General features: G+C 59.8%; 16 protein-coding genes and 2 tRNA genes. All 18 read right to left on the bottom strand.

Features of this window, described 5'->3' with window-relative positions:
• Nucleotides 1-144 precede the first annotated feature (144 nt).
• The 18 genes from JFN91_RS13500 to infC all read right to left on the bottom strand — a co-directional run bounded on the left by JFN91_RS13500 (nt 145) and on the right by infC (nt 16,640).
• The gene (locus JFN91_RS13500; RefSeq protein WP_199389710.1) at nt 145-1,047 is read right to left on the bottom strand and encodes a BRCT domain-containing protein; all 903 of its coding nucleotides are present in this window, start codon (nt 1,045-1,047) and stop codon (nt 145-147) included.
• A 47-nt stretch (nt 1,048-1,094) separates the two neighbouring features.
• Entirely contained in the window at nt 1,095-3,602 is a 2,508-nt protein-coding gene (locus JFN91_RS13495) for an SPFH domain-containing protein (protein WP_236015129.1), read from the bottom strand.
• 511 nt (nt 3,603-4,113) lie between these two features.
• Nucleotides 4,114-4,190 (bottom strand) — tRNA-Met (locus JFN91_RS13490).
• A gap of 158 nt (nt 4,191-4,348) precedes the next feature.
• A complete protein-coding gene (locus tag JFN91_RS13485) occupies nt 4,349-5,011 on the bottom strand; it encodes an FKBP-type peptidyl-prolyl cis-trans isomerase (RefSeq protein ID WP_199389709.1) in 663 nt (220 codons plus the stop codon).
• A gap of 148 nt (nt 5,012-5,159) precedes the next feature.
• Nucleotides 5,160-5,744, bottom strand: coding sequence for a MucR family transcriptional regulator (locus JFN91_RS13480; RefSeq protein WP_199389708.1), 585 nt, complete (start codon nt 5,742-5,744; stop codon nt 5,160-5,162).
• Nucleotides 5,745-5,995: 251 nt separating this feature from the next.
• Nucleotides 5,996-6,976 (bottom strand): glucokinase, encoded by a 981-nt coding sequence (gene glk / locus JFN91_RS13475; RefSeq protein ID WP_199389707.1) that lies wholly within the window; start codon nt 6,974-6,976, stop codon nt 5,996-5,998.
• 201 nt (nt 6,977-7,177) lie between these two features.
• A complete protein-coding gene (locus tag JFN91_RS13470) occupies nt 7,178-7,759 on the bottom strand; it encodes a PqiC family protein (protein ID WP_199389706.1) in 582 nt (193 codons plus the stop codon).
• 2 nt (nt 7,760-7,761) lie between these two features.
• Nucleotides 7,762-9,441, bottom strand: coding sequence for a PqiB family protein (locus JFN91_RS13465; protein ID WP_199389705.1), 1,680 nt, complete (start codon nt 9,439-9,441; stop codon nt 7,762-7,764).
• Nucleotides 9,434-10,072 (bottom strand): paraquat-inducible protein A, encoded by a 639-nt coding sequence (locus JFN91_RS13460; RefSeq protein WP_199389704.1) that lies wholly within the window; start codon nt 10,070-10,072, stop codon nt 9,434-9,436. Before JFN91_RS13460 ends, JFN91_RS13465 begins: the two co-directional genes overlap by 8 nt.
• Nucleotides 10,069-10,701, bottom strand: coding sequence for a paraquat-inducible protein A (locus tag JFN91_RS13455; RefSeq protein WP_199389703.1), 633 nt, complete (start codon nt 10,699-10,701; stop codon nt 10,069-10,071). Before JFN91_RS13455 ends, JFN91_RS13460 begins: the two co-directional genes overlap by 4 nt.
• 141 nt (nt 10,702-10,842) lie before the next feature.
• Nucleotides 10,843-10,919: transfer RNA gene (locus tag JFN91_RS13450), tRNA-Pro, on the bottom strand.
• A gap of 14 nt (nt 10,920-10,933) precedes the next feature.
• Nucleotides 10,934-11,272, bottom strand: coding sequence for a MerR family transcriptional regulator (locus tag JFN91_RS13445; protein WP_199389702.1), 339 nt, complete (start codon nt 11,270-11,272; stop codon nt 10,934-10,936).
• A 2-nt stretch (nt 11,273-11,274) separates the two neighbouring features.
• Complete coding sequence (locus JFN91_RS13440) at nt 11,275-11,553, bottom strand: integration host factor subunit alpha (RefSeq protein WP_015720522.1); 279 nt, start codon at nt 11,551-11,553, stop codon at nt 11,275-11,277.
• A gap of 86 nt (nt 11,554-11,639) precedes the next feature.
• On the bottom strand, nt 11,640-14,045 hold the full coding sequence (gene pheT, locus JFN91_RS13435; RefSeq protein ID WP_199389701.1) for a phenylalanine--tRNA ligase subunit beta: 2,406 nt from the start codon (nt 14,043-14,045) through the stop codon (nt 11,640-11,642).
• A gap of 157 nt (nt 14,046-14,202) precedes the next feature.
• The gene (gene pheS / locus JFN91_RS13430) at nt 14,203-15,219 is read right to left on the bottom strand and encodes a phenylalanine--tRNA ligase subunit alpha (RefSeq protein WP_199389700.1); all 1,017 of its coding nucleotides are present in this window, start codon (nt 15,217-15,219) and stop codon (nt 14,203-14,205) included.
• A gap of 76 nt (nt 15,220-15,295) precedes the next feature.
• Nucleotides 15,296-15,649, bottom strand: coding sequence for a 50S ribosomal protein L20 (gene rplT / locus JFN91_RS13425; protein ID WP_015720525.1), 354 nt, complete (start codon nt 15,647-15,649; stop codon nt 15,296-15,298).
• A gap of 247 nt (nt 15,650-15,896) precedes the next feature.
• The gene (rpmI, locus tag JFN91_RS13420; protein WP_129128247.1) at nt 15,897-16,094 is read right to left on the bottom strand and encodes a 50S ribosomal protein L35; all 198 of its coding nucleotides are present in this window, start codon (nt 16,092-16,094) and stop codon (nt 15,897-15,899) included.
• Nucleotides 16,095-16,121: 27 nt separating this feature from the next.
• On the bottom strand, nt 16,122-16,640 hold the full coding sequence (gene infC, locus JFN91_RS13415; protein WP_199389718.1) for a translation initiation factor IF-3: 519 nt from the start codon (nt 16,638-16,640) through the stop codon (nt 16,122-16,124).
• Nucleotides 16,641-16,645: the final 5 nt, after the last annotated feature.

The following is a 16,645-nucleotide window of genomic DNA, read 5'->3' as shown; positions in this document are numbered from 1 at the left end:
CGTCTCTGTAACAGCATATCAGGAAGTTTCTTTGCCTCTTGTTATGCCAGGAGGTGCCTTTAGATGATTATCAGGCTTGCGATGTTGCAATGTCACAAGACATTCCCGCCAATTTAGGGTTCGTAGCCCTGCCCCAATTGTCGCTTAGGTTCCTAAAACGTCTGATACCGCATCATGAAAGTCGATCTCGTGCACTAGTTGCACGTTTCTACCGGTCTTGCGGTAATTTACGGCCGCTTCAACTTTCCTACCATAGCAGGCATAAGCCCAGCACGGGTTCCCCTCTGCTCCGATAACCAAATAGTCGACCTTCCCACTCATTGAGTCAGTAAACTTGCCACCAAGCCGTTCGACCACTTCCTTGAGCTCACGTCGCTTGAATCTGGGTGATGCACCGGTGAAGCAGAACCAGGAACCCTCGAACTTAATGGCAGGGGAAAACGTGCAGAGGCCAACAATTTGGTCCCCCATCAACGTTGGTGGGTTGGTTATAGTTTTATCGTCTGCGAGTTGGATAAATTCCGAAAACAGCCTCTGTAAGAGAAGCTGTTCTTGGTCGTCAATTTTGCCGTCAAGCATCACGCCAGAGACCAAGGACTCAACCTCGTCATAAGGCCAACAGGTCTTCAAATGGTCATGCTCAGAGAGCCAATCCGTGAGTCCCGTCAGTTCTGCTTCAGTAATTTTGCCATCCGCAAGGATACCACCAAGGACGCCGTGTAACTGCTGCATGTCACGTAATACACCTTTGACGTAAACGCCATTGGTATCCAGCCGGTTGCATAGCCAAAGGATATCCAGCTTCTCTTCTTCAGTCAGGACTCCGTCAGCCAATGCAGTATTTATAACTGGTATCAACTCATTGAACGGGTGCAGGTGTCGTACATCGTCGCAATACCTGATCCACTCGTTGAGAAAGTCTATCTCTCTTGCATTTATTATAGAGTCAATAGAAATTCCTTCTAAGATTCCGACGAGCGTTTCCAGCGATTTGTTCAATCTTGATAGTAGAGAAAATCCAAAATAGGTTTCGTGGTCAGAGTGCATAGGCTGCCTCCTCAAATTTATATACTGAAATTCCCGCCCTTCGCCTCTTATGCCTTCGGCAACGCCGCCTGCTTGTTCACCAACGCTGTAAGATCGACACCGGGCAAGAGCCGGCTTAACTGGCCCATCAATCCATCTCCTGCATTTCCGCCGCCGGTGACGAGGACGTCAGGGACGATCTTGATCTTGCCTTCCTGGATGGCAGCGGCGATCAGCTCGACGATCTTGATCTGCTTGATGGCTTCTTCGCCGATCGCTTCCTGCTGCTTGTTGTACGCTTGCGCGGTGGCTTCGCCGATGGCGGCGATCTTCGAGGCCTCGCCATCGCCTATCGCCTTCAATCGCTTCCCTTCGCCTGCACCTTCCAGCGCCTTGGACTCGGCGTTGCCTTCCGCCAGGGTGATCATCTCGGCTTTCTTCTGGGTGGCGACCTTCACGGCGATCTCGGAGGCAACCAGGGTCGGCTGTTGGTCGGCGGTGGCGCGCATCTTCTCCATTTCGGTGCGCTCCGCCTGACTCTTCTGCTCCATCTTGTACATCTCTTGCTGCTGCTCTGCGATGATCCTCTTGGTCTGGGTCTGCATCAGATCCTCGGGGAGCTTGATCTGGCAGATCAGTACGGAGACGCACTCGACGTGATACTTCTCCAGATCAATCCGAGCGCGGGACTCTGCCTTGGCCTGCTCTTCGGAACGGCTCTGCAGGAAGTTCATGGCCGAGGCGGTGGAGGCCTGGTTGCGGAATGAGGAGTCGATCATCGGATGGATGACGTGCTGGATGAGGTTGTCGATGGAGCCGACCTTGGCCACCATGTACGGCGCCTGATCCGGACGGACGCGGATGACGACTTTGACCGACACCTGGATGGGGAAGCCGTCCTTGGAGATGACGGTCAGCTGGTCGAAGCGGGTATCTTCCTGATCGTCCCAGTCGATGGTGATGTTGGTGGTGTCGATGATGTAGGCCATGAAGGCACGACGGTTGAGATAGTAGCGTCCCGGGCCGGCCACTTCTTCCTGGATGCCACGGAACCCTTTGGGGACGACGTACTTCTCCTTCCCCTCTTCTTCCGAGGCGCCGGTCTGGGAGGAACCGAGGCGCCTCTTCATTTCTTCGGTCGGGTCTTCCCCGACGTTGGAAACGATGACACCGACCTGCCCGCGCTCGACCACGGCAACGTCGTCGATGGCGACGCTGAACATGAGCGGGTTGATGTAGTAGGTACCCGGCCGCAGCACGTCGAGCTGCGGGCCGCGCTGGCCATGCTTCAACAGGAATGCGGATCCGTCCTGGTAATCGTTATGGCCGGTGATGGGCGAGGCGACATACTCGCGCTCCGGCAGCGGAATGCCGTCAAGGGCGGTGACGAGACCGATCTTGTTGGCCTCGACCACGGCCGCCGAAGCGACCTGGATATTGAACAGGTTCAGGTTGATGCGGTACGTACCCGGGAGCAGCACATCAATCTGCGGTCCCTTCTGACCACCGTTCTTGAGGAAGGCTTCGCCGTTCTCATAGTTGGAGTGCCCCGGTACACTCTGGGCCAACAGACGCCCCATGGGGATGGGGGCACCGTCCTGGGCGGTAACCATGCCCACCTCCCCTTTCTGGATGATTACGGCCTCGGCCTTGGTCACCTTGAAGAGGTTGGGATGGATACGGTACACACCAGGGGGCAGGATCTCGGTCTGGGGGCCTTTCTGGCCGCCGTTCATGATGAAGTCCTGCCCGGACTGGAAAGAGTTGTGTCCGGAGACCACGGTGGCGAAGATGCGGCCGGCAGGGATGGCCGAACCGTCGGCCGATTCCACGAGACCGATCTCGCCGTCACCTATCTTGGTCGCCGAGCTCTTGGTGACCTTGAAGAGGTACGGGTTGATGCGGTAGTTGCCGGGAGGGATGATCTCGATCTGCGGCCCTTTCTGGCCGCCATTGTTGATGAAGGCCTCGCCGTTTTGGTAGGAGGCGTGCCCGTCCACCGCCTGGGCGAAGATGCGTCCCTCCGGAATGGCGACGCCGTCGACGGACTCGACGATGCCGATCTCGAAGTCCTTGATCTCCGTTACGTTCCCCTTGGTCAGCTTGAAGAGGTAGGGGTTGATGCGGTATTTCCCCGGAGGAAGTATCTCGATCTGAGGCCCCTTCTGGCCGCCGTTACGGATGAAGGCTTCGCCGTCCTGGAAGGAGTTGTGGCCTGGTACGACGGCGGCAAAGATGCGCCCGGACGGGATGGAGGTGCCGTCGACGGATTCGATCAGGCCGATCTCGTTTTCGAGAATCTCAGTGAAGACGCTCTTGGTTGCCTTGTAGATGAACGGGATGAGGAAGTGCAGTCCCGGGCCGAGGGTGCGAGCCTGGATGCCGACCTCGTTGCCCAGGGCCACGACCCGCCCCTGGGGCATCTTGCTGCCGAACCAGCGCCGCTCGATGAGGGCGATCTCGTTGCCGCCAACGATGACAATGGAGTTCCAAAGCAGAATTACGAGAGCGACGAAGGCAAGAATGTAGAGATAGTGATTACCAAGCCAAGTGAAGACATTTACGGGATCCGACATGGTGCCTCCTGGGGGATGTACGGCGGTCGTTGAGACGGCGGTTGCGGCAAAGGCGCTGCGATAAGCGCGCGCCCATTAAAAAAGCCGCCAGTGCGGGTAGGTTGCACTGGCGGCTCCAAAGTTGGACGGTTTTCCTCTTCCTGCTGTCATGCTGACCTCTTAGAAGATTCTGGACGGAATTTGTTTATACTCCCTTTGGCACGGGGGCGTCAATGAGAATGGGTGAAGGTAGGAAAATCCTGATGCAGAAAAGACAAAAGCAAATCCCCTCTGTCTCCCCTTTCTTAAAGTGGGGAACGTTAGGCACGGGCTGAGCTTAAGGGGACAAGGGGGTCAGAGCTGCACAGGAGTGTGAAATAGACAAGGCAAATCCCCTCTGTCTCCCCTTCGCAAAGGGGAGGACGTTAGGGCAAGCGCAGAGGTAAAAGAGCAATGTATTCAGCAAGGCCCAACGGTGGGTCCGGACAAAGCAAAAGAGCCTTCCGGAGTTAACCGAAAGGCTCTTTTTTTATGGTGGCGGTGCAGGGACTTGAACCCCGGACAACACGGATATGAGCCGTGTGCTCTAACCAGCTGAGCTACACCGCCAAGCTCTTATTTGTAATAATGTCAAATACCTACTACACTCTCAACGACTCTTTCGCGCCGCCTCAAGAGACACCCTTTATATTCTAGAGCGGCTTCTTTGTCAATAAAAAAGTCTGCTAAAAGTTTTTCATCTATCCCGGCGCAAAGATCAAAGCAAGCTACTTCACGATATCGAGCAACTCAACCTCGAATACCAGTGTGGCGTTGGCGGGGATGAGCCCGGAGCCGCGCTCGCCGTAAGCAAGATCAGGAGGGCAGATGAGCTGGGCCTTGCCGCCTACCTTCATCTTCTGAAGCCCTTCGGTCCAGCACTTGATCACCTGGTTCAGCCCGAACTCGACGGGCCGGCCGGAGGTGTAGGAGCTGTCGAACTCCTTGCCGTCAACGAGGGTGCCGCGATAGTTCACCTTCACCTTGTCGGTTGCAGTCGGGCTGGCGCCGGTCCCTTCCCTGAGGGACTTGTAGATGATGCCGGAGGGGGTCTTGACGGCATCCTTCTCCTTGGCGGCCTTCTCCACGAATTCCTTGGTTTTGGCAGCCAGTTTCTCGCCCTGCGCATTACGGCGCGAAAGCGCCAGGGCCTGGATCTTCGCCTTGTACGGCTCGACGTCGAAATTGGGGGTCTTGCTTTCGACTCCTTCCTTCACCCCCTTCAGCACCTGGTCCATCTCGTCTTGCGACATGTCGAAGACAGCAAGCTGACGGGCCATGACCTGCCCGATCGCGTAAAAGGTTTTCTGCTCGTCTGCTTTTTTCTCATCGGCCGCATAGGCCGGCAAAGCAAAAAGCGCTACCAATGCAACAATCAAAAGTCTGCTCATAGTTCAGTAATCCTCCTGTAGTGGTTTTTACGAAGGTACAACTATACCAGTTATTGTACGGTGTGCATCCAACAGGTCATACGGGAGAGCCAAACGAAAAACAGCACCCCGACTGGAGGTGCTGTTCTTGATACAAGTGCGGGTCGCGCTACTTCTTGGCCTTGGATGCTGCAGCCTTGGGAGCAGCCTTGGGGGCCTTGGCAGCCTTGGGCGCTTTCGGTGCTTTGGCAACTTTTGCGACTGCCGGCGCCTTGGCCGGTTTTGCAGCCTTGGCAGCCTTCACGGGCTTGGCGACGCCCTCTTTCTTGGCCTCGATGTTGGCCATGCGGACTTCACGGGCCTTGGCGAGGTTGTCGGCCAGTCCGCGGTCCTGGGCCATCTTGCGGCGCGCCTCGGAGTAGCTCTTGGCGGAAAGCGCCTGCTTGCTGGAGATGCCGAACTGCTTCTTGTAGGCGCCCGGTTTCATCTGGTGGGCGGTGCTCAGGTGGCGAGCCAGGGTCTTGAAGCCCCCCTTGCCACAAAGAAGGCAGACCACCTCATTCTTCTTGAACGCCTCCTTGACAGAAACTGAAGGACGCGTCTCTTCTACACCTTCGATTGCCTGGCCGGCTTCGAGGTTTTTGAGTGCTGCATGAACTTTGGCTATTTCCGCAAGAAGCTCGTCCGACGTCATCGGCGTGCTGGAGGCGTGCGATGAGACGAGTTGTGCCGCTATTTCTACCAATGTCGCCATTAATCTCCTCCTCGGTAATATGATTGAGTGATTAATAGCAGAGACGAAAATATTGTCAATAATAAAATACAAATAATGTTGAGCCTGTGTCGGGAATTTCTGAAATAAGGATCATCCGCAGCAAGCAACGCCCCACTCTATCGAGGGCCTGTTGCTTATAGTCGCGCGATGATCTGAGACCTGGCAGGAGTAAACAGTAAAGGCGGGATACACGAGATGAATGTTATGCAAAAACTAGGGATGCAAAAAGATCATCGGGCGTAAAAAGCCGCCCGGCCGGCACCAAGTAGAGCGGTGTCCTCGTTGAGAATGACGTGCACCGGGATTGACTGCACCAGCGGGCTCAGCCTCCCCTTGGCGCTAAAGGAGACCATGAAGGTGGCGCCCTTGAGCAGGTCCAGGATCTTGGGGGCAATGCCGCCCCCCAGGTAAACCCCGCCGGTGGCGAGGAACCTGAGCGCCGCGTTGCCCGCCTCGGCGCCGTAGACGCCGATGAACATGTCCACCGCCTTGACGCACATCGGGCAGCTCCCTTTCAGGGCGGCGCGGCTGATTACCGCAGGGGGGTCCTGGTGCCCCATGGCCTCGGCAACGGCAGGCTGCTCGTCATAGTAGCGCCGGTCGCGCAGGAAACGGTAGATGTCGTGCAGGCCGGGGCCGGAAAGGACCCGCTCGTAACTCACCCGTCCGTGCTTGCCCTGCAGGTACAGCAGCAGCTCGGCTTCCAGGTCGTTGCGGGCTGCGAAATCGGCGTGCCCCGCTTCGGAGGGAAGCGGCCGGTGCGTGTCGCCGTCCCAGTAGGCGAGCGACTCACCCAGGCCGGTCCCGGCGGAAACGACGGCGATGGTGCCGTCGGGTTTAGGGGTTCCGGGGTTGAGGGTATAGAGATCCTGCTGCTTCAGTGCAGCGATGCCGTAGGTGTTGGCTTCCAGGTCGTTGATCAGGCGGACGTCGGAGAGCCCCAAGGTCCGGGCGAGGTCTATACTGTCGATGGTCCAGGGAAGGTTGGGGGTATGGACGCGCCCCTCGATGATGGGACCGGCAATGCCGAGACAGGCGCGTTCGGCGGCGATGCCGTGCTGCTGGGAGAAGTGGCGCAATATCTCGGCGAGACTGCCGTGCGCCGTGCTTTTGTACTGTGCCTGGGACAGCACGGTGAGTCCGGCGGCATCCGCCTCGAAATAGGCCAGTCGCGTCGAGGTCCCGCCCACGTCTCCTGCCAGGATCAGCATACCGCCTCCTTCCGGCCTGGGGCCGGCAACGTCTCAGCATACCATCTGCCAGGGCAGACGCTACTTTCGCAGCATCCCTCACCCGCCCTTCGGGCACCCTCTCCCAAAGGGAGAGGGAACCTGAAACCATCCCTCAGGAACCCGGACAGAGGGGGACAGGCACCTGGCGGAGCCAGTCCCCTCGACCGAGGAACTGGACAATCAGCGGTTACCGGACAGGGTCTTGGCGATCTGGGCGCTTAAACCGGCGAGGGCACGGCTAAAGGCGGCGACAACGGCCTCGTAGTCGGAACCGTTCACCTTCTCCCGTATCTCGGCCCGCCCTTCCCTTCTGTTATTGCCGGCGCCCTTCACCACCCAGCCCGCCTCGACGGTGACGCTGTCGCCGGGAACCGTCTCCAGACGCACGATGTCCACCAGCACGCGGTACTGCGCCGCGGCGGCGGAGACCTGGTCATAGGCGAATACACGGTTAGAACCAAGCAGAGGGCCGAGATCCTGGGCCAAAAGGCGCGGGATCTCGTTTTTCAGGGGCTCGGCCCAGCGGTGCGACTCGAGTACGTCGACCCGGTTAGGCGCCTGCCGCACGACCAGCTGCGGCCGGTTGACCAGTTCGGGGATGGTGACCGGGCCGACGGCGACGGCGCTGGAGAAGTTCTGCTGCACGGCGCCTGCGGAGGTCAACGGGGTCAGGGTATAAAAGGCGACGCGCGGCGACCTGCTGCAGCCGGAAGCAAGCAGCAAGGCGGCGACGATGGCCAGGGAGGCTGTTGTCCTGCGCATGGTTACTTTTCCTCCTTTTTGCCGCGGATCAGCGCTTCGGGGTGCTGTTCGAGGTAATCCCCTAGTACCCGCAGCGACTGGGCCGCACGGGAGACCTCGCGCATGGTGTCGCGCAGGTCGACCTGCACCGGCGCATCGGCGGAGAGGACCTGGCTGGCACCGCCCAGGGTCCCCCTGGCCTCGGTCAGGGTCTTCCTGACGTCCTCCAGCGTGGTCCTGGCATCGCTCAGCACCGACTTGGCCTCGGGCACCAGGGAGCGGTCCATGTTCTTGAGCAGTTGGTCCGCGCTCTTCAAGGTGTCGTCCAGGGAGCGCATGGTGTGGCCGGCATCACCGGCCAGTTTCTCCAGCGGCAGCCGTTCTATCTTCTGGACGATCTCGGTCAGGTTTTTCTGCAGCTTCTCCATGGAGCCGGGAACGGTCGGGAAGCGCGGCGGCGCGGCGCTCCAGTCGATTTTCGCCGGGCGCGCACCGGGGACGAAATCGAGGGCGACGTAGAGCTGTCCGGTCAGCAGGCTGCCGCTTTTGATCTGGGCCCGGAAGCCGTGCGCCACCAGGTCGTCGAGGAGCTTGCGGGTCTGGCCGCCGCCGACGGTGGGCGCCCCCCCTGCCCCGCCCTGGTGCAGATGGGAGAGCAGGTGCTCGGGGTAGAACTGGATCTCCACGGTCACCGAGAAATCGGAGCGGGAACGGTCCAGGGCCACGTCGATGTTGCTGACCTCGCCCACGGTGACGCCGCGCAGGTCGACCGGCGCGCCGACGGCAAGCCCCCGCACCGATTCCCGGAAGCGGAGTGCGAACTTCTCGGAGACCGCAGAGTTTTTCAGCGCCTCGTCATGGGTGTCGTAGAGGGTGTAAGCGGTGTTGGCAGGCGCTGCCTGCGTATCCGGCGCATCGGGGCGCTGCTCGAAAGAAATCCCCCCCAACAGCACGGCCAGCATCGATTCCGTGTTCAGCTTGACCCCGCCCGGGGAAACGGTGAGATCGACGCCGCTTGCGTGCCAGAAGAAGGTGTTGGTGGTGACGAAGCGGTCATAGGGCGCACGGATGAAGACCCGGACGGAAACGCCCTTGCCGTCGCTGTCGAGGTCGGTGGAGACGACCTGCCCCACCTGCATGCGCCTGAAGAAGACCGGGGAGCCGGTATAGAGCGAACCGACGTCGTCGGTGTGCAGTACGAACTGGCGTCCCGGGACGTCCACGGAGACCGCCGGCGGGGACTCGAGTCCCACGAACTGGTCGCGCGCCTCGGTGGAAGCACCCGCCTCGACGCCGATGTAGGAGCCGCCCAAAAGCGTGGTCAAACCGGTGACGTTGCCGCCGGAAATGCGGGCGCGCACCACCCAGAAGCGGGTGTCCTTGACCATGAGCCCCTTGGCGTCCTTGGAGACCTCGGCGGTGACCACGACGTGGGAGCGGTCGTTGGAGATGGCGATGGATTTCACCTCGCCGATCATGACGTCCTTGTACTTAAGCTTGGTCTTGCCCGCTTCCAGACCCTCGCCGGTCTTGAAGGAGATGGTGATGATCTCGCCGCGGTCAATCCAGGCCTTGGCGGCGATGGAAAGCCCGATGATGGCGGCCACGATGGGGATGATCCAGACCAGTTGGACCGAAAAGCGGCGTCTGGGTTCGCTGACCGCTTCCGGCACGTCCTGCATATCGTCTTGTCTGTCAGTCATGAAACTCCTCTTTCTGCACCGGGTCCCAGATCAGGCGCGGTTCGAATTCCATGGTGGCGAACATGGTGAGCACCACCACCGCTCCGAAGGCCACCGAGGCAGGCCCGGCCTTGACCGTGGCCATGGAACCAAGCTGTACCAGAGCGGCCAAAAGGGTTACCACATAGATGTCGAGCATGGACCAGCGCCCCACCGCCTCCACCAGCCGGTACAGGCGGGTACGCTGGCGCGGGTTCCAGGTCGAGCGCCGCTGCACGGAAATGAGCAGCAGGGTAAGCGAAAACAGTTTCAAGAGCGGAATGGCCACGCTCGCTATGAAAACGATGACGGCGATCATCCAGGAACCGGTCTTCCACAGGTGCACCACGCCGCTGACGATGGTGTCCTTGCGGTAGCTGATCAGGGAGCCGGTCTCCATCATGATCAGGACGTTGGCCGGGATGTAGAGAATGTACGAGGCGATCACCAGCGCCCAGCAGCGCTGCACGCTCCCCGGCCTGCGGAAGTGCAGCCTGGCGCCGCAGCGCGGGCAGTGCGCCACCTGTGCCCCCGGTGCACGCCGCGATACCAACTGGCAGACGTGGCACGAGCACAGCCCGCGCGCCGCCGCGATAGGGACCCCCGAGGTCACGGCTCCCCCTGCCCCTGCCACTTGGCATCCAGTTGCGCCCACACGTCACGGGCGTTGAAGGATGCGGCCGCGGCGGCAAGCAGCAGTGTGAGCACGGCGAAGGACCAAAGCGCCATGCCCGGGATGACCCGGAAGTTGTTGGTCAGCTTCACCAGCGAGACCAGCACGCCCAGCATGAGTACCTCCACCATGCACCAGGGCTCGATGAACTGGAGCACGCGCATGAACAGCGGGTAGCTCGGCGGCACCTTGCCCAGTTTGAGCGGCAGCAGCAGACAGGTGAACGAGAGCAGCTCCACGGCGGGGGCGATCATCGCAGTGAAAAACACGAGCAGCGAGATGGTCTTCATGTCCTGGTCCCACAGGGAAAGGACAGCTTCGAACAGGGTGATGGCGCTGCGGTCCCCCTGCACCTCGATGCTGAAGACGGGGAACACGTTGGCGCCCAGGAAAACCATTGCCGCGGCGAGGGTATAGGCGAGGGTGCGATCGACGCTGTCGGTGGCGTTGCGGTACAAAACGGCACCGCAGCGCGGACAACTGGCATAGCAGCCGGGGTTCAACTGTATGTCGCGCTGCAACAGGTCACAGTCGTGGCAGGCGATGAGTTGTGCGGTTCGATCGGGCATCAGGGGGAGAGCTCCCTATGTTAAAGGGACTGGGTTAAAGGGGACAGGCACCTGGCGGAGCCAGTCCCCCAAAAGATACCACAGTTGCAGGCTGAAAACTGAATCAGCCGCTCAGGAAGTCTCCCAAGCGGCTGATTGAAATGGTCGGTGCGACTGGATTCGAACCAGCGACCACTAGACCCCCAGTCTAGTGCGCTACCAGGCTGCGCTACGCACCGATTAAACCTGATAATTACAACTGATCCCTCAAACTGGTCAGTTCCAGCTTCACGTCGTGAAGAAGCGCTGCAAGCGCCTCGCCGGAAAGGTCGGTTTTTCGGTACTTTTTCTTCCCTTCCAGACGCTGCCTCGCTCCCTCGATGGTGAGCTTTTCAACGTAGAGAAGTTCCTTGATCTGTGCGACCAGCTCCACATCCTTCCTGGTATAGAGCCTTTGGCCGCTGCTGCTCTTCTTGGGAGCCAGCGAGGAAAATTCGGACTCCCAGAAGCGCAACACCGAGGTGGGGAGTCCCGTCGCAGCGGAGACCTCGCCGATCCTCAGGTAATGCTTATCCGGGATCCCGGTAATCATCGTTACTGGCTGTTGATCGCGCTCTTGAGGACCTGGCTCGGCTTGAAGGTGAGGATCTTGCGAGCCACGATGGTGATCTCCTCGCCGGTCTGCGGGTTCCTGCCACGACGATCGGACTTCTCTTTCACTACGAAGTTGCCGAAACCGGCAATCTTGATTTTATCGCCGTCTTCAAGAGTGGACTTAATCAGGTCGAAGACCGTCTCAACGAGTTCGGCGGATTCTTTCTTGGAGAAACCGACCTTCTCATAAATTTTTTCTACGATGTCCGCTTTGGTCATAATCCCCTCAACAGGTGAAGCATTTCAGTGTGTTCTCAACAGCGGCTTAATCTAATACCATAGCGTTTTCGATTTCGCAACCGTTTTTATCTGAACGAAACATTTAATTTTTTCTGCAGTGCATCGATAACCCTCTGGTGCAGACGGGTGACTTCGTCGTCGGTCAGGGTCCGTTCCTTGGAACCGTAACGGACACGAATAGCGACACTCTTTTCATGAGACGCGATGTTGCCGCCCATGTACAGGTCGAAGATTTCCACCCCTTCCAACTCGGGCGCCTTGACGCCGTTGACGCAGGAAACCACGTCGGCGACGGGGAGTTCCCTGGGGAGCAGCATGGCGATGTCGCGGAAGGTGGACGGGAAGCGCGACGGCACCTGGGCGGCACCCTGCTTCTTGCGGCAGGCAAGGAGCGCCTCGAAGTTGAGCTCGAGGTAGTACAGGGGGGTCGCGATGCCGTAGTTCTCCTGCACGGTCGGGTGCAGCTCGCCCAAGGAGCCCAGCACCTTCTTCCCGGAGAGGATGCGGCAGGCCTTGCCCGGGTGGTAGTACGGGTCGAGGTCGTCGGCGCTGAAGTTGACGCCCCCGACGTTCAGTTCGGCCAGGAGGTTCTCGGCGATACCCTTCACGTCGAAGAAGTCGATCTCGTCCTTGCCCTGGTTCCACCCTTCCGGATCACGCCTGCCGGTGAGCAGCGCGGAAACGTAGAGCGGCTCCTGCGGCAGTTCCTCCCCTTCCACCGGGAGGTAGATGCGGCGCATCTCGAAGATGCGCAGGTTCAGGGTACGGAAGCTGATGTTCTTGACCACGGTATCCAGAAGCCCGGGGAGCATGGTGGTGCGCATCACCGAGAGCTCGTCGGAGATCGGGTTCAGGAGCACCATGCCGTTGCTGCGCAGGTCTTCCCCGGGGAGCAGTATCTTCTCGCAGGAGGACGGGGCCACGAAGCTGTAGTTGATCACCTCGTTGAGCCCGTGGGCGACCAGGAGGTCCTTGACCTTGGCGGCGAGCCGCTGGGCGTCGGAGGGGAGATCGGAGAAGACGGAAGCCTGCGGCAGGGTCGCCGGCACCTTCTCGAAGCCGTTGACACGCACCACTTCCTCGACCAGGTCGATCTCGCGCTCCAGGTCGACCCTGAACAGCGGCACCTTGACCTGGAATACGCCCGGCTCGGTAGCCGTCACCTCGAACTCGAGGCGGCGGAAAATGTCCTCGACCTCGTCGGCGGAGAGTTCCAGGCCGGAAACGGCGTTGATGCGGCCCAGACGGGCATTGATCACCCGGGGCTCGACCGGCGCAGGGTAGACGTCGATGACACCCTTGGCCACCTTGCCGCCGGAAAGCTCGGCGATGAGCTGTGCGGCGCGGTCCAGGGCCCGGGTAAGGCCGGCGATGTCGGCGCCGCGCTCGAAGCGGTGCGAGGACTCGGTGTGGATGCCCAGGCGCTTGGAGGTCTTGCGGATGGCGGAGGGGTTGAAGTAGGCGCTCTCCAGGAGCACTTCGGTGGTCCCCTCCCCTATCTCGGAGTTGCCGCCCCCCATGATGCCGGCCAGGGCCACGGCCTTCGCACCGTCGCGAATGGTGAGGTCGGTGGCGGTGAGCTCGCGTTCCTGCCCGTCCAGCGTGCCGAACTTCTCCCCCTCACCCGCCGCGGCGACCACGATCTTGCCGCCGGAGAGGAGTTTGAAGTCGAAGGCGTGCAGCGGGTGCCCGTACTCGAGCAGCACGTAGTTGGTCACGTCGACGATGTTGTTGATGGCGCGGATGCCGGCGGCCATGAGCCGGTTGGCGAGCCAGGCGGGGGAATCCGCCAGGGTGCAGCCGGTGATGTGGCGCGCGGTGTAGCGCGGGCAGAGTTCGGGGGCGAGGATCTCGACGCTGGCGATCCCCTCTATCGGGGCGCCGGCCTCGTTCACGTCCAGGCCCGGGTAGTGCACCTTCTTGCCCAGTTTCGCGGCGACCTCGCGGGCGATGCCCACGACACTCAGGCAGTCGGCGCGGTTCGGGGTGAGCCCGATCTCGAAGATGACGTCCTTGGTGCCCAGCGCGTCGAAGAGCGGCGTGCCGACCTGGAAGGTCTCGGGGAGGATCATGATGCCCGAGGACTCGGTGGAGAGGGCCAGTTCCTTCTCGGAGCAGAGCATGCCGCAGGACTCTTCGCCGCGGATCTTGGAGCGCTTGATCTTGAAATCGCCGGGGAGGGTCGCGCCGATCTGGGCCAGGGCGACCTTGTCGCCGGCCTTGAAGTTCTGCGCGCCGCAGACCACGTCGAGGATCTCCTTGCCGTTGTCGACCTTGCACAGGGAGAGCTTGTCGGCGTTGGGGTGCTGGTTCTTCTCCAGCACCTGTGCCACCACCACGTCGTCCATGCCGCCGCCCACTTCTTCCATGCGCTCCACTTCGAGTCCGAGCATGGTGAGCAGGTGCGACAGTTCCGCGGGGGGGAGGTCGCAGTCGACGAATTCCTTGAGCCAGTTGTAGGTAACTATCATGTCTTTGCCATCCATTTGAGAGTCAAAGGCTTCGCACACGGATTTAACGGATACCTTACGGAAAACTTCAGATCAAACGAAATGTTGTCTTAAAGCTTGATCTGTCTCTATCCGTGACGTTTTAGCTGTTTCCGTGTGCGAGCTTTTGACTTTGATTTTAGAACTGCTTCAGGAACCTGAGATCGTTCTCGAAGAGCAGCCGCATGTCGGCGATGCCGTACTTCAGCATCGCGATCCTCTCGATCCCCATGCCGAAGGCAAACCCGGTGTACTGCTCCGAGTCGTAGCCGACGTGACGGTAGACCTCCGGATCGACCATGCCGGAACCGAGGATCTCGAGCCAGCCGGTTTCCTTGCAGACCCGGCACCCCTTGCCGCGGCAGATGACGCAGGCAATGTCGACCTCGGCGGAGGGCTCGGTGAAGGGGAAGAAGGAAGGACGCAGCCTGACGCCGATGTCCTTGCCGAAGAGCTGGCTGATGAACAGGGTCAGGATCCCCTTCAGGTCGGCGAAGGTGATCCCCTTGTCGACCATGAGCCCCTCGATCTGGTGGAACATGGGCGAGTGGGTGGCGTCGGAGTCGCAGCGGTACACGGTGCCCGGCGCGATGATGCGCACCGGCGGCGGCTGCTTCAGCATGGTGCGGATCTGCACCGGAGAGGTGTGGGTACGCAAAAGCACGCTCTCGCCGAAGTAGAAGGTGTCCTGCATGTCGCGCGCGGGGTGATCCTTGGGGAGGTTCAGCGCCTCGAAGTTGTAGAAGTCGAGCTCGATCTCGGGACCTTCGGCGACGGCGAAGCCGAGCGCGGCGAAGATGGAGCAGATCTCCTCGGTCACCAGTGTGATCGGGTGCTTGGAACCGAGCGGGCTTTTGCGGCCGGGGAGCGTCACGTCGATCTTCTCGGCGGCGAGCCGCTGCGCCTTGACGGCAGCGCGAATCTCGGCGCCGCGCGCGTCCAGGGTCTCTTCGAGCTTAGCCTTGACGGTGTTCACCACCTGGCCCACCAGGGGACGCTCCTCGGGAGAGAGGGCGCCCAGCCCTTTCATGACGCCGGTGATGGCCCCCTTCTTGCCCAGGTACTTGACCCGCAGTTCCTGCAGCCCCTCTTCAGTGGAGGCCTGGGAAAGTTCGGCAAGTGCCTCTTGTAAAAGTGCTTCAAGTTGTTCCTTCATTGCAATCGCCCTATTGCGGATAAAAAAAAGAAATGGGACATCGCTATCCCATTTCTTTTTATGCCCGCGGTATGTATTAAAATTTTGCTTTGGCTGCTGCCGCGATAGCTGCGAAACCCTTGGGATCGGAAACGGCCAGGTCGGCCATCACTTTCCTGTCGATCTCGACGTTGGCGAGCTTGAGACCGTGGATCAGTTTGCTGTAGGAAAGGCCGTTGATCCTTGCCGCTGCGTTGATCCTGGTGATCCAGAGAGCCCTGAAGTCCCTCTTTTTCACCCTCCTGTCCCTGAACGCGTAGTTCAGTGCGCGATCCACCGCTTCGGTGGCGCTCCTGAACAATTTGCTCCTTGCGCCGCGGTAGCCCTTGGCAAGTTTCAATACCTTGTTTCTTCTCTGTCTCGCTTTAAAACCGCGCTTTACTCTTGGCATACGAACTCCTTCTGGTTTTTAAATTAGCCGGATCCGCAAGGGGAGACGTTTCCTCACGGTTCTCGGACTTCGGTAAACCGGGGGGCTAGGGGCTGGGGGCTAGGGGCTGGCAACATCACAGCATCCCGGCACCGCCGCAGCACGCACCCTGGTTATAAGTTTTTTAAGTCTCCGGTTCCAGTTCCCGGGTTCCAGGTTTTACTAGCCCCTAGTCCCTAGACCCTAGTCCCTGCCTTCCACCCCTTGCTTACTTGTAGGGAATGAGGCAGCAGATGTTCTTGTGGTCGGAAGCAGCGACGATACCGCTCTTGCGGAGGTTGCGCTTGGTCTTCCTGGTCTTGGAGGTCAGGATGTGGCTGGTGAAGGCGTGAGCCATCTTGATTTTGCCTGTGCCGGTCTTGCTGAAACGCTTGGCGGCGCCCCTATGGGTCTTCATTTTAGGCATTGTTTTACTACTCCTTTGTGGTGGTGTTTATTTTTTTACTTTCGGGGCGACGATCATGAACATGCTGCGCCCTTCCATCTTCTGTCGAACCTCTACTACGCCGATGTCGGCCAGTTCGGCAGCAACTTTTTCCAATGCGGCCATGCCGAGTTCCTGGTGCGTGATTTCGCGCCCGCGGAAAACGACGGTTATCTTCGCCTTGTTCCCTTCTTCGAGGAAGCGACGTACGTGCTTCACCTTGAATTCGAGGTCATGCGTATCGGTCTTGGGACGAAGCTTAACCTCTTTGAGCTCGACCTGTACCTGTTTCTTCTTCGCCTCGGCCTGCTTCTTGGCCTGCTGGTATTTGAACTTGCCGTAATCCATGATACGGCAGACAGGGGGAACGGCTGTCGGCGAAACCTCTACCAGATCCAGTTGCTGGCTCTCAGCCAACGCCAGAGCTTCGCGAAGCGGAAGAATACCAAGCTGCTCACTTTCGGCACCTACTACCCTCACCTCTTTGGCCCTGATTGTCTGATTGATGTTGACTGTAGGTTTAGCTATGACGC

The sequence above is a fragment of the Geomonas anaerohicana genome (genome assembly GCF_016458305.1).
Lineage (GTDB): Bacteria > Desulfobacterota > Desulfuromonadia > Geobacterales > Geobacteraceae > Geomonas > Geomonas anaerohicana.
The sequence above is the reverse complement of the archived record's forward strand: the minus strand, read 5'-3'. Positions and strand labels throughout refer to the sequence as shown.